Origin of the sequence: Bradyrhizobium guangdongense (assembly GCF_004114975.1) — a bacterium.
In the GTDB taxonomy this organism is placed as follows: Bacteria; Pseudomonadota; Alphaproteobacteria; order Rhizobiales; family Xanthobacteraceae; genus Bradyrhizobium; species Bradyrhizobium guangdongense.
Genome location: NZ_CP030051.1, coordinates 3925367 through 3938558, shown reverse-complemented (window position 1 = coordinate 3938558; position 13192 = coordinate 3925367). Strand labels below are relative to the sequence as shown.

At 66.3% G+C, this 13192-nt stretch carries 7 protein-coding genes; 1 reads left to right on the top strand and 6 read right to left on the bottom strand.

Going from position 1 to position 13192, the window contains the following annotated elements:
• Window positions 1-113: 113 nt before the first annotated feature.
• Window positions 114-1802, top strand: coding sequence for a Na/Pi cotransporter family protein (locus X265_RS18870; protein ID WP_128966168.1), 1689 nt, complete (start codon window positions 114-116; stop codon window positions 1800-1802).
• A gap of 9 nt (window positions 1803-1811) precedes the next feature.
• Here the strand turns inward: X265_RS18870 and X265_RS18865 are convergent, their stop codons facing one another.
• From X265_RS18865 to X265_RS18840, 6 genes are all read right to left on the bottom strand, one after another.
• On the bottom strand, window positions 1812-2150 hold the full coding sequence (locus tag X265_RS18865) for a lipid-A-disaccharide synthase N-terminal domain-containing protein (protein WP_128966167.1): 339 nt from the start codon (window positions 2148-2150) through the stop codon (window positions 1812-1814).
• On the bottom strand, window positions 2147-2881 hold the full coding sequence (locus X265_RS18860; RefSeq protein WP_128966166.1) for a glycosyltransferase family 2 protein: 735 nt from the start codon (window positions 2879-2881) through the stop codon (window positions 2147-2149). Before X265_RS18860 ends, X265_RS18865 begins: the two co-directional genes overlap by 4 nt.
• Window positions 2882-2947: 66 nt before the next feature.
• On the bottom strand, window positions 2948-3781 hold the full coding sequence (locus X265_RS18855) for a phosphatase PAP2 family protein (protein WP_128966165.1): 834 nt from the start codon (window positions 3779-3781) through the stop codon (window positions 2948-2950).
• A gap of 1 nt (window position 3782) precedes the next feature.
• Complete coding sequence (locus X265_RS18850) at window positions 3783-5525, bottom strand: ArnT family glycosyltransferase (protein ID WP_128966164.1); 1743 nt, start codon at window positions 5523-5525, stop codon at window positions 3783-3785.
• 50 nt (window positions 5526-5575) lie between these two features.
• Complete coding sequence (gene pbpC / locus X265_RS18845) at window positions 5576-7708, bottom strand: penicillin-binding protein 1C (protein ID WP_244659334.1); 2133 nt, start codon at window positions 7706-7708, stop codon at window positions 5576-5578.
• 8 nt (window positions 7709-7716) lie between these two features.
• Window positions 7717-12921 (bottom strand): alpha-2-macroglobulin family protein, encoded by a 5205-nt coding sequence (locus tag X265_RS18840; protein ID WP_128966163.1) that lies wholly within the window; start codon window positions 12919-12921, stop codon window positions 7717-7719.
• Window positions 12922-13192: the final 271 nt, after the last annotated feature.

The following is a 13192-nucleotide window of genomic DNA, read 5'->3' as shown; positions in this document are numbered from 1 at the left end:
GCCTGCGGAACGTACAACTGGCGCAGACGTTAACGCGGCTGCGCCAACAAATGGTTTGAACCTCAAGCATTTGGCGCTAGCCTCACCAATCGACTCTCATCCGGACACGGAGCATGGGAACGTTGGTTCTGCTCGATCTGATGGGCGGCGTGGCGTTGCTGCTGTGGGGCCTGCACATGGTCCAGAGCGGCATCCTGCGCGCCTTCGGCCCCGATCTGCGACGCCTGCTTGGCAAGGCGCTCGGCAACCGCTTCAGCGCATTTGCCGCGGGCCTCGGCCTCACCGCACTGCTTCAGAGCAGCACGGCGACCGCGCTGCTGACCAGCTCCTTTGCCGCCGAGGGCCTGCTCAGCCTCGTGGCCGCGCTTGCTATCATGTTGGGAGCCAATGTCGGCACGACGCTCATCGTGCAGGCGCTGTCGTTCAATATCGCAGCCATTGCGCCCGTACTGTTCGTGCTAGGCCTCGTCGCCTTTCGTTCCGGCCCGCGCTCGCGGATCAAGGATATCGGCCGGCTTTGCATCGGCCTCGGCTTGATGCTGCTGTCGCTGCACATCCTGCTCGATACACTGGCGCCGGCGGAGAACGCGCCGGGTGTGCGCGTCGTGATGTCGGCGATCACGGGCGACCCCATCCTGTGCATCATTGTCGCCGCAGTGCTCACATGGGCCGTGCATTCGAGCGTCGCCAGCGTGCTGCTGATCATGTCGCTGGCTTATTCGCAGTTCATCACGCCCGATGCGGCGCTGGCGCTGGTGTTGGGTGCCAATCTCGGCAGTGCCGTCAATCCTGTGTTTGAAGGCGCAAGGCGCGACGATCCCGCTAGCTATCGTCTGCCGGTGGGCAATCTCGTCAATCGCGTCATCGGCATTGCACTGGTCCTGCCGTTCCTGGGCACGATCGCGAGCCACATGCACGCCTGGCAGCCCGACCTCGCCAAGATGATCGCGGCGTTTCACATCGCTTTCAACGTCGGCACGGCCGTCATCTTCATCGGCCTGCTCGATGGCATGTCGCGCCTGCTGACCCGCCTGCTGCCCGATCGTGTGCAGGAGACCGATCCGGCTCGGCCCCGCTATCTCGATGAAAGCGCGCTGGAGACACCCTCGCTCGCGCTCGCCGATGCTGCCCGCGAGACGTTGCGCATGGGCGATCTCGTCGAAACCATGCTGCGCAAGGTGATGGCTGCGATGATGACGGGCGATCGCTCGCTGGTCGACCAGGTCTCGAAGACGGACAATGTCGTCGACAGCCTCGACGAGGCCATCAAGCTCTACGTCACGAAGCTGACCCGCGGCAGTCTCGACGAGAGCGAGGGCCGGCGTGCAATGGAGATCATCTCCTTCGCCATCAACCTCGAACATATCGGCGACATCATCGACAAGAATCTGAGCGAGCTCGCCACCAAGAAGATCAAGCGGCGCTTCCAGTTCTCGCCCGAGGGCGCGGACGAGCTCGCCGCCTTCCACAAGCGCACGATGGAGTCATTGCGGATCGCGTTCGGCGTGTTCATGTCGGGCGATGCCAACGAGGCCCGCAAGCTGCTGGTGGAAAAGACCGCGCTGAAGAACACCGAGCTTGCCGCCGTCGAACGCCATCTCGACCGCCTGCGCGAGGGGCGCCCGGAGACCATCGAGACCACCTCGCTGCATCTGGACGTGCTGCGCGATCTCAGGCGCATCCACTCGCATATCTGCTCGGTCGCCTATCCCGTGCTGGATGCAGCAGGAGAGCCCTACCGCCGGACCGAGGCGGAGACATCAGCCCTGCCCGCTTCAGGCGCGACGGCGCTGCCGCGTTAGAGCTTCCGATCACCGCTCCAGCGTCTTCGACGTGCGGCCGCGGTTCTTGATGATCAGCATGATGTTGCGGACATAGATGACGGTCGCCAGCGCCTGCCCGAGGATGATGACGGGCTCGCGCTTCACGACGCCGTAGACCAGCGTCATCAGGCCGCCGCCCATCGAGCAGAACCAGAACGCCATCGGCACCACGCTGTTGCCGGCGCGCTCGCTCGCGATCCACTGCACCAGGAAGCGCGCGGTGAAGAACAGCTGTGCAACAAGGCCGAAAGCCAGCCAGAAATCGAACTTGGCGACGAAGACGTCGTAGAGATAATTGCTCAGCGCCTGGCCGTACTGGATGATCATGCCTTCACCTCGGTCACTTCAGGCGTCGGTTTCTTGCGGCGGATCAGCCACCACACCCCGGCGAGATCCATGATCCCGATCCATAGCCGGTCGAAGAATCCGTAGTTGGATACGCCGGAATGGCGCGGCCGGTCGATCACATCGACATAGGCGATGTCAAAACCTTCGCGGCGGATCAGCGCCGGCAGGAAGCGGTGCAGCCCGTCGAAATAGGGCATCATCAGGAAGACTTCGCGCCGGAACGCCTTCAGCCCGCAACCGGTATCGCGCGTGCCATCCTTCAGGATCGCGTTGCGGACCTTGTTGGCGACGCGCGACTGGAATTTCTTGAAGCCGGTGTCCTTGCGCCCGACGCGCTGACCCGCGGCGAGCCCGACATGGGCGCCCTTCTCCACCGCCGCGATCAGATCGGGCAGGAAGGCGGGATTGTTCTGGCCGTCACCGTCGAGCGTCGCCACGATCGAACCGCGCGCCGCGCGCACGCCGCTGCGCACTGCCGCCGACTGGCCGCCCGATTTCGTGTGGCGCAACTGCCGCAGATTGTCCCGTTGCGCCATGATCGCCGCGAGCCGCTCGCCGGTCGCATCGGTCGAGCCGTCATTGACATAGATGATCTCGTAGGCCCAGCGGCCATCGAGCGCGGCCGTGATCTCCTCGATCAGGGGCGCAATGTTGTCGGCTTCGTTGCGCACGGGGACAACGATGGAAACCGAAGGCTGGGACGACGACAAATCGAGCGCTCGTGGTTGGATTGGCCTGCGACCTCTGGAACCGACGGCCCCGGCAGGCAGCCGCTTTTATGGGGCTGACGGGCTACGGGCAACCCTTTTGAAGCGCCCCGGAAGCGGCACGATGGTGCCGTCCGCCTGGATGGCAAAAGCGAGCCGGCGGGCCGCAAACCAGTAGCGGACCGCCATGGCGCCGACCATGCCGACCAGCGCGCCCGCCGTGACGTCGCTCGGGTGGTGTGCGAGCAGGACGAGGCGCGTCAGCAAGATCACGATTGCGTAAGTGAACATGACGGCGCGCAGGCGCGGCCAAAGTGCCGCGACCGCAAACGCCAACGCGCACGCCGTCACCGCGTGGCCCGACGGCAGGCTGGTATAAGCCCCCGTCCCCTCGAAGGGGATGAAGTTGAAAGGATCGGCCTTGCCGCCGACGAACGGCCGCCCGCGGCCGATGAGATATTTCAGGATCTCGGCGACGAACACCGAGACGGCAACGGACAGAAACAGATATTGCAGCCTCGTGCCAAGGCCGAGCAGCAGCGCGCGGCGCGTGCCGTGCATCCCAGCGGTCACGAGCGCCACGATCACCAGCGCAATGCCCAGCACGGAGAGCACATTCACGTCCTTGCCGAAATCGGTGAGGATCCGGATCGGCCAGAGCGCCGGCGTGCCGCGCGCCGGCATCAGCTGGATCTCGGTCCGGTCAAAGGCGAGCATCAGCACGATGATCAGCGCTGCGCCCGCCGCGCTGAGCCAAAGCGAATGCCGCGCCAGTTTTCGCGCAGCCGCGGCGCGGCGCGAATGCGTGGGGGCGCGCACGAGCTGCGCCAGCGCGTGCCCGGTGACGGTGAGCAGCTGCAGCGGGTAACTCGCACGCGGCGCGATGGAGGGGGAGCCCGACATCCTATTCGGTGCCCTCGGAGCGGAAGATCGAGATCGAGATCGCGCGTCCTTGCGAGAAATTATAGCCGTCGATGCGCGCGCCGACCTTGTAGCGAAGCCCGATCGCCTCGGCGCGCTGCGCGAAGCTGCGCTCCGAACGCTGCTCGATCAGCGCAAACCGACAACTTCCCTGCCGGAGGAAATCGGCGGCGCCAGATCCGTCGGTCAGCAGCGTCTGCGTTCCCGTCAGGAAGACGAGGCTCGGCTCGTGATAGCCGGCAGCTGCCGCCCTGGGGCCGACGCAGGTCACGTTGCGCAAGGCGCGCGCGATCTCGATGCTCGGAAACAGCGGTGTCAGCGACGGCAGCACGATGCCGTAAACCACGACGGCCAGCATCAGCGCGGCGGCCAGGGCGTTGAGCAACGAGCGCTCCGCGCGGTTATTGTCGTAAAGCCACCAGGCGAACAGGCCGAAGATCAGCGAGGCCGCGATGAAAGGCCAAGCCACGAAAGCCGGCTGCCGGGTCAGCATCACGGCGCCGATCACCGCAATGATCGAGCCGGCGGCAGGAACCGCGAACCACCAGGCCGAGCCGCGCGCCAGCCAGGAGCGCGAGAGCACGTTACGCTCCAGCGCTCCGGCGGTGAGGATCGCAATCGCAGGATAGAGCGGCAGCACGTAGTGCGGCAGCTTGGTCAGGACCGCCTCGAATACGATCCAGGACGGGATCAGCCAGGCCAGCAGGAACTGCGCGCCGGGCTCGCGCCGCGCCCGCCATACCGCGGGTGCCGCCATCGCCGCGAGCGGAGCACCGGGCCAGAACGTGATCCAGAACAGCGCCAGGTAAAGTCCGGGCGGCGCCCCATGGGATTCCTGCGCAGCGAGCTTGCTCAGCATGTCGCCGCCGACGGAATCGGCGAAGAAGGCATCGCCCGCGCGCCAGAAGATGGCGACGAACCAGGGCAACACCAGCACCAGCATCCACATCAGGCCCCAGACCGGACGCAAGCGCCACAGCCAGGAGGCATCGCGGTCCTGGATCGCGAGCGCGACGATGGTCAGGCCCGCGAACATCAGGATCAATGGGCCCTTGATCAGGATGCCGACAGCGAGCGCGGTCCAGAAGATCGCGGGCCAGCTCCACGGCGGATGGGTCTCGTCCTCGGCGCGCTGCCAGGACAGATAGGCCCGCGCCATCGCGCCCATCGCAGCGACCACCGAGAACAGCAGCACGGCGTCGGTCTTGGCCAGACGCGCTTCGACACCGAGCAGCACGGAGGCGGACATCAGCAGGGCAGCAAGCACTGCGGCTCGCCGCGTCACGAAGCCGAGCGCCGTCCAATAGGTCATCAGCACCGCGCCGATCGCCCCGGCGAGCGACGGCAGCCGATAGACCCAGATCCGCAATTCAGCCTTTGGCAGCTTCAGCGCCGTCGCGACCTCGACGGCCGCGGATTGCAACCAGTAGATGCCGACCGGTTTCTTGTAGCGCACGTCCTCCTGGAAGCGGATATCGACATAATCGCCGCTCTCGACCATCTGCTTGGTGGCCTGCGCGAAGCGGGCCTCATCGCGATCGACCGGCGGGATGGTGAAGAATCCCGGCAGAAACAGCAGGAGCGCGCTCAGCACCAGGAAGCCCACGGCGCGGGCGTGGCTGGCAGTGACGAAGTCGAGCATCCGCACGAGCCCACTGCCCGGATTCACGGGCGTTTTCGGCTCTCGGGGCGCTCCAAAACGGGGAGTCGGGTAGGTCTCGGCCATTGGTTCCGCTTACGCTGAAACCGCCATCGCCACAACCGCTTAAGCCACCGTCATTGAATTCGAATGACAACTGTGTCCGCGGCGCCCGTGGCGTCGATCACGGTCAGCCTGGCAAAGCCCGGGCCGGGCGGATCGATCAAGCGCTGGCGCCGTCCGTCGATCTCGCCGCGCGCGGTGCCGTTGACCATCACGGTCATCGGCAATACCCCGCCGGCGACCTTCACGGGCATGGCCGCGCCTTCAGTGCCGCCTGAGCGATCCACGTCGATCCTTGTGCCATTCAACGGGAACTGGATGTGGAGGGCCTGCTCGCCGCCGGTCCGGACCAGTTCCCCGACGGGTCGGAACCGTCGCAACGGCAACGGCAACTTGGCGTTGCTGGCCACCAGGGTTCCCCGCGGCGGCTTCGGCAGCGGAACCAGAGTTTTTCCGCTGCGTGCGAAGGCATCGAACAGGATGGGCGCCGCGGCGACGCGGCCGATCAGACCGGGAACCGGCGCACCGTCGGGCCTGCCGACCCAGACGCCGATGGTCATCCGGCCGTCGAAGCCGACCGACCAAGCGTCCCGATAGCCATAGGAGGTGCCGGTCTTGAAGGCGATGCGGTTATGGACGGCGTTTTCCGGCGGCGGGGTTCCCAGCAGCACGTTGCCGACCTGCCAGGCTGCGACCTGATCCAGCAGCCGCAGCGGCTCGCGATCGTCCTTGGCCGTCATGACCTCGCGCAGCGGCTTGGTGGTGCCGAGCCGGGGGAATCCTGCATAGAGCTGCACGAGATCCTGGAGCGTGACGCCGACGCCGCCTAGCCCCATGGCGAGCCCCGGTGCCTCGTCTTTGGGCAGAACCAGATTGGCGCCGGCCTGTCGCAGCCGCGAGGCCAAACGGCTCGAGCCGACCCGGTCGAGCAGCACGATCGCCGGCACGTTCAGCGACATCTGCAGCGCCTTCTTCACCGGCACCGTGCCCTGGAAGGTCATGTCGAAATTTTCCGGCGCGTAGGAGCCGAAGCGCACCGGGCGGTCGTCGATCAGGCTGTCGGGGTGAACAAAACCGTCTTCGAAGGCGAGGCCGTAGATGAACGGTTTCAGCGTCGAGCCCGGCGAGCGGATAGCGCGCGTCATGTCGACCTGCCCTGCCCGGCTCTCGTCGAAATAATCCGCCGAGCCGACGCGGGCGAGCACGTCGCCGCTGTCGTTGTCGATCACGATGATGCCGACCGAGACGTTCGGTCCCAGCGCGATGGCGCGGTCGCGCGCCAGCGGCTCCAGCACCTTCTGGAGATTAGCGTCCAGGGTCAGGCTGATGACCGGCGCATCCTTGAAAGTCGCCAGCGCAGTGTCTGAGGCATGCGGCGCCAGGATCGGCATCGGCTTGCGCAGCTTCGGAACGGGAACTGCCCTCGCCTGCCTGGCGTCCTCCGCACTCACCACATGGTCCTCGACCATGCGGTCGAGCACACGATCGCGCGCGGTACGCGCGATATCGGGATGGCGGTCGAGCCGGCGCGTCTCCGGCGATTGCGGCAGCGCCACCAGCAACGCAGCCTCGGCCAGCGACAGCCGCTTCGGCTCCTTGCCGAGATAGGCGATCGATGCGGCGCGGATACCTTCGAGATTGCCGCCATAGGGCGCGAGCGCGAGGTAGAGGTTGAGAATCTCGTCCTTGCTCAAGCTGCGCTCCAGCTCGATCGCGCGGACGATCTGATGCAGTTTTGCGTAGAGCGAGCGCTGCCGCCGCGGCTCCATCAGACGGGCGAGCTGCATCGAGATGGTCGAGCCGCCGGACACGATGTGCCCACGCGTCGCAAGCTGGATCGCGGCGCGGCCCAGCGCCAGGGGATCGATGCCGTCATGGGCATAGAAGCGCTGGTCCTCATAGGCGAACAGCAGCTTGAGATACGTCGGATCGACACTGGCTTTGGCATCGACCGGCAGCCGCCAGCGTCCGTCCGCCATGGCGTAGGCACGCAGCAGCTTGCCGCTGCGGTCGATGACCGTGGTGGAAACACGGCGCGCTTCCTCGAGCGGCAGCGGGCCGAGGGAATAGACCCAGCAGACGAATCCGATAATCGCGAGGATGAATGCGAGCGCGAGGGCAGAGAGGACGCGATAGCCCCTACTCCGCATTCCGTCATGGCCGGGCTTGTCCCGGCCATCCACGCCATCGTTCAGCGGCTTGTTCATTCCATCACTCACTTCGCCGCCCGCACCTCGACGGTGCCCGTGCCGGTGCGGCCGTAGCGCGAGGGATTGTACATGTCCTCGACATAGGCTTGCGGCAGCACGTATTTGCCGGGCGAGACCACGCGCACCACGTAGGCGACAGTGAATACTGCCTTGGAATCCGAGGCGCGATCGATGGCCGCCGTGAAGCGGTCATCGCGGAACTCGGTATTCTCGGGCTCCGCACCGTCCTCGATCCAGTCCAGCGTGCCGCTGTCGCCCGACGAGACCAGCTTCGGGTTGTCGATCTCGAGGCCTGCCGGCAGATAGTCGGACACCATGATGTGGCCGTACTCAGGCTTGGCTTCCGTAACCTTCAACACCACGGCGAAGCGATCGTTCTGCTTGACCTTGCTGATATCGGCGGGTTTGCCGTCGAGCGTGAAATAGTTCCTCTCGATCTTGAAGCCGTTCGAAGCCGCCGGCTCCGGCGTCACCGGCGAGCCGGACACCGAAACCACCGCCTGCACGGGCGCATCGCCGGTGTTGGTGATCTTCAGCGGTTTGCCGCTCAGCGTGTCCGATTTGTAGCTGCGGTAGAGCGCGGTCTTGACCGCCTGGCCGTCGACCTCGATCGAGAGGTTCTCCTTGGCGAGCGCGCGCGCCGCCAGCACGAGCCACGCATTCTCCTGCGTGGAGGTGTAGGGCGTGAGCCCGCGCGCGGTCTCGACCCGCGCCACGGCTTGCGTCAGCGTCGCCTTCGGCGCGTTGCCCTCGCTCGCGAGCGAGACCAGCGCTGCCGCATCGCGCAGCTGCGAGCCGTAGTCGGTGCGGCCGAACTCGAGCACCGGCTTTGGCGCGAGGCTGTCGAGCGCCGCGCCATAGACCCGCTCTGCGCGGTTGCGGTCGCCGACCAGCGCCAACGCGGCCGCTAGCTGAGACTTCGCAATCGGGGTTGCGAGGTTGTTCAGCTTGGTGTCGGCGAGATAGCGGAGATCACCGATCGGCGCTGCGCCGTTGCGGGCGAGCACGTAGAGGCCATAGGCGAGATCGCGGCCGCCGTCCTTCTCCGGCTCGTTGCCGTTGACGACCGAGTTGCGGATACGATCCAGCGCGTTCTTGAACAGGATGTCCGGCACCACAAACCCCTTTTCACGGGCGCGGGTGAGGAAATCCGTCACGTAGGCATCCAGCCAGGCATCATCGCCGCCGGCCGACCACAGGCCGAACGAGCCGTTGGAGCCCTGACGGGCCAACAGCCGCTCGATGGCGTCGCGGATGCGCTGGTCGACCTCGGTGTCCATGGCGAGATGCGCCCCGGCCGCGAGGTCGTTGACGTAAAGCAGGGGCATCGCGCGGCTCGTGATCTGCTCCGAGCAGCCATAGGGATAGCGGTCGAGCGCCTTCAGGATCGTCGCCGCATCGAGCGCCGTCGACAGGCTCGCCGAGACTGAGACGCTGCCGGTGCCCGGCACGAGGTCGGAGAACATGTCCGAGGTCAGCGTCAGGCTCTCGCCCTTCGCCAGCGTCCGGATCGAGCGCCGCGCCAGCACCTGCGTCGCCGCCTTGACGTCGAACGCGTAGTGACGCGCCAGCGCCAGGCCGTTCGGCCCCTTGATGTCGACATCGAGCGTCGCCTGCCCCGCCGCGGTCGCATCGAGCGCGAGCGAGAACGAGTTGCGCTGCTTGGCGGCGAGCTTGACGGTGGTGGCGGGATTGCCGGTCATTTTCACCGGGCCGCCCGTCTTCACCTTGATCACGTAGTCGCCGGCCTGGCCCTCGACATTGTCGACCTCGAGGTTGACCGTGCCGTGGTCGCCGTTGAGCAGGAAGCGCGGCAGCGTCGTCGTCAGCACCACAGGATCACGGATCACGACGTCGGTGTTGGCGCGGCCGAGCTTGGTCGCGGTCCATGCCACCGCCATCACGCGGGCTGTGCCGGCGAACTCGGGTATGTCGAAGCTCACCTCGGCGCTGCCGTCGGCGCCGACAGTGACGATGCCCGAATAGAGCGCCAGCGGCTTCTGCGCGGGCGGTGAGCCCTGCAACTCGGCCGCGCCGGCGTCGCCGCCGGATTTGATCTGGCCGCGCGTACCCGACATGCCGTCGATCAGCTGCCCATAGAGATCGCGGATCTCCGCTGAGAGCTGGCGCTGGCCGAGATAATAATCGTCCGGCGCCGGCGGCTTGTAATTGGTGAGATTGAGGATGCCAACGTCGACGGCGGCGATGACCACCTTGGCATCCTCGCCTGGATTGAGGCCGTCGAGCTTGACCGGGATCTTCAGCATCGAATTCGGCCGGATCAGCGTCGGCGGCGTCAGCTTCACCTGGAGCGTACGGGCCTGCTTGTCGATCCCGAACCATTTCAGGCCGATCGCACGGCCCGGCATGCGCTGGGCGGCCGCATCGAGCGGACGGCGCAGCGTCGCCACCACATAGGCTCCGGTGCCCCAGTCGTTGCCGACCGGGATCTTCACCTGCGCAGTGCCTTCCTTGACGTCGATGGTTTGCGTCGTCAGCAGGCGATCGCCGAGCACGTTGATGGTGAGCTTGCCGGCGGTGCGGGCATTGACCGACACCGTCATGGTGTCGCCTGAAGCGTATTGCGGCTTGTCAATCGAGGTTTCCAGCAGGTCCGGCGTGTCGGCGCTGCCGTCGGAATACCAGCCGACGTCGAATTGCACCGACGTCACCGGGCCGTCGGCATCGTTCGACTTCACCTCGAGCCGGTAGCGGCCGGGGCGCGGCGCCAGCGAGATGCGGGTGGGCTTGTCGGCTGCAATCGTGACGTCGCCGTCAGCAACGCGCGACGTCGACTTGACCGGCTCGTACTCCCAGTAATTGTTCTGGCGATACCATTGGTAGCGCGACTCCATCTTCAGGAGCTCATAGCGCAGGCCGTCGCGGGCCAGGGTCTTGCCCTCGGGCGAGACGAACACGACGTCGAAATCGGCCTTGTCGCCTTCCGCGACGTTCTTGTCTGCGAACAACGGCTTGATGCCGATCAGGGCGGTTGCGGGCGCAACGGGCAGCACCAGCTTGCGCTCGACGGCGCGTCCCCCCGTCTCGACCATGCGGACGAAGATCTGCGCTTCCTGCGGGCGGGTCGAGGCCGGCTGCTTGTCGAGTGTCACCGGGAATGTGGCAACGCCGTTGGCGTCGGCCTCGGGAAGGTTCTCCAGCGGCGTACGCTCATTCGAGGTGGTCTCCTCGTCGGCGACGCCGAACTGGTAGCCGGCAAATCCGGGCCGCTCGGCAGCCGGCGCAATCAGCATGTCGCCCTCGAGCTGGAGGCCCGACGCCGGCGCGCCGTACAGGAAATGGCCGTCCGCCTTAAGCTCCACAGGAGTATTAGCTTTGATCAGCTTGTCCTTGGCGGACAAGTCGAATTCGATCCGATCCGGGACATAGTCCTCGACCATGAAGGTGGTCTCGCCGACCGAAGAGCCCTTCGGATCGGTGAACGCGCGCACCCGCCAGGTGCCGGTCGGGACGGCGGAGTTGAGCGGCACGGCAAGCGTGCGGCCACCGGCGCCCTGGTCGGACAGCACGGCGCGGCGGAATTCGACGCCGTCGGGGCGCTCGATCACGAGCGTCAGCGGCCCGCCATTGACGGCATTGCCCTGGCCGTCGCGCAGCAGCGCGGTGAGATAGACGGTCTCGCTGGAGCGGTAGACGCCGCGCTCAGCATAGACGAAGGCGTCGGCGCCCGCGGGCACCGCGCGGCCGGCAACGCCGCGGTCGGACAGGTCGAAGGCGGAGGTCTTGAGGCTGAGGAAGGCATAGTCGGCCTTCTCGCCGGTGACCGTCAGCATGGCCGGCGACAGGCCGCCCTCACCGCGCGCGAGCCCCGCCTCGAACAGAACGTGGCCCGCTTCGTCGGTCTTGCGCGTCGCCAAAATCTCATTGTTGCGGGCAACCAGCCGCACCTCGGCCTTGCCGACCGGGTCGGTCGAAGCCAGCGAGTTGACGAAGACGTGGATGCCGTCATTGCCGGAATAGGCCGTGACGCCAAGGTCAGAGACGATGAACCATTGCGTTGCGAGCTGGTAATCGTCGTCCGAGCCCGGCCCCTTGGCTGCGGCCGTCATCACGTAGACGCCGGGCTGGAGCTCGCCAAGCGCTTCGTCGACCGGAAATGCCGTGGTGACGTCCTGGTTCAGCGTCATCGCCGTCGCCAGTTCGCCGGACCAGACTTTGACGCCCCGCTCGTTGCCGAGATCCGAGAGCTGATATTTCGACAAGGTCTTCTGGAAGTCGCTGTCGACCACCGTGTTGATCAGGTTGCGGTCCCCGATGCGGAAGACGTTGATGTTCACCGCGGGCGTGTTGACGCTGACGACGGGAATGCCGCGCTGGCCGGTGCGCGGCAGCACATAGGCGCGGCTGGTGAAGCGCACGAACGGTTTGCGGTCGCGCACATAGATGTTGAACTCGGCCGATTTCGGCAAGCCTTCCTTCACCGTGGACGGCAGGCCGGCGCGCAGATTGATGTTGTAGCGCTCCCCGTGCTTCAGCCCGTCGACGCAGAGCTGCTTGCCTTCGGCCGACAGCGCCGGCTTGTCCTGACCCGCCAGCGCCAGGAAGGGCGCGAAGTCGGTGCGCTTGGCGAGCTCCTCGGAGAACTGGAAGCAGGCGCGCGGGCTCGCCGAATCCGAGTCCACGGTGTAGTCGAGCAGCCGGAAGCCGTGCTCGTCGCGCAGCTTCTCGTATTGGCCGCGGACGTCGGCGACCTCCTTGGTATCGAGCGACAGCCGCAGCGAATCCAGCGCCGGCCGGAACAAATGCCGTTCAGCCAGCGCCCTGCCGAGCACGGCGAGCGCATCGGCCTCCTCGCCCGGATTGCCGGCGCGCATATAGGCGATGTAGGCCGCGGTCGAGGCACGCTCCAGCAGGAACGTCTGTTCGCTCGAGCTCTTCGGCATGATCTGGAAGATGGCCCTGGCGAGCCGCAACCAGTTGCCAGCATCCTCCGGGGTGGTCGCGGCGATCTGGCCGAGCACCGACAGGCCCGTGCGGAAATCGAAGCGCTTGAAAGCGGCGTCGGCGTCGGTGCGCAGCGTCGCATTGGTCTTGGCGACTGGCCCCGCCTCGCTCTTGATCTGCGCCTCCAGCTTGATCGCGGAATCGGCGAGATCGTCGCGCTTGAAGGCTTTTTCAGCGGCGTGCGCGGCGCTCAGGCCCAACGCCAGCGCGGCGCAGAGGGTGACGGCGCGAACCAGACCGATCATGATTGGACTCCCGGAAATCGCGGACGAGCGCCGCGGCGGCGATGAAGTGCGCGGAAAGGTGACAGACTCAAGGCGATGGAACCAGAGGTGCAAAACGTCGCATTCGCCATGGCAAGTCACGCCCAGAGGAGACCGATCAAGATACCGCCGCGCGCGCCGTCCTGTGGCGCAGCCAATACCCGACCAGTCGGCCGGCGACCGTGTCCCGGAAGCTGGCCAGCGTTGCCGGCGACGTGATCCGTCGTCCAGTCCGCTGCCGCTCAACCCGGCA

Coding starts and splice junctions, on each gene's coding strand:
- X265_RS18870 (WP_128966168.1), top strand. CDS start 114: ATGGGAACGTTGGTTCTGCTCGATCTGATGGGCGGCGTGGCGTTGCTG.
- X265_RS18865 (WP_128966167.1), bottom strand. CDS start 2,150: ATGATCATCCAGTACGGCCAGGCGCTGAGCAATTATCTCTACGACGTC.
- X265_RS18855 (WP_128966165.1), bottom strand. CDS start 3,781: ATGTCGGGCTCCCCCTCCATCGCGCCGCGTGCGAGTTACCCGCTGCAG.
- X265_RS18850 (WP_128966164.1), bottom strand. CDS start 5,525: ATGGCCGAGACCTACCCGACTCCCCGTTTTGGAGCGCCCCGAGAGCCG.
- pbpC (WP_244659334.1), bottom strand. CDS start 7,708: ATGAACAAGCCGCTGAACGATGGCGTGGATGGCCGGGACAAGCCCGGC.
- X265_RS18840 (WP_128966163.1), bottom strand. CDS start 12,921: ATGATCGGTCTGGTTCGCGCCGTCACCCTCTGCGCCGCGCTGGCGTTG.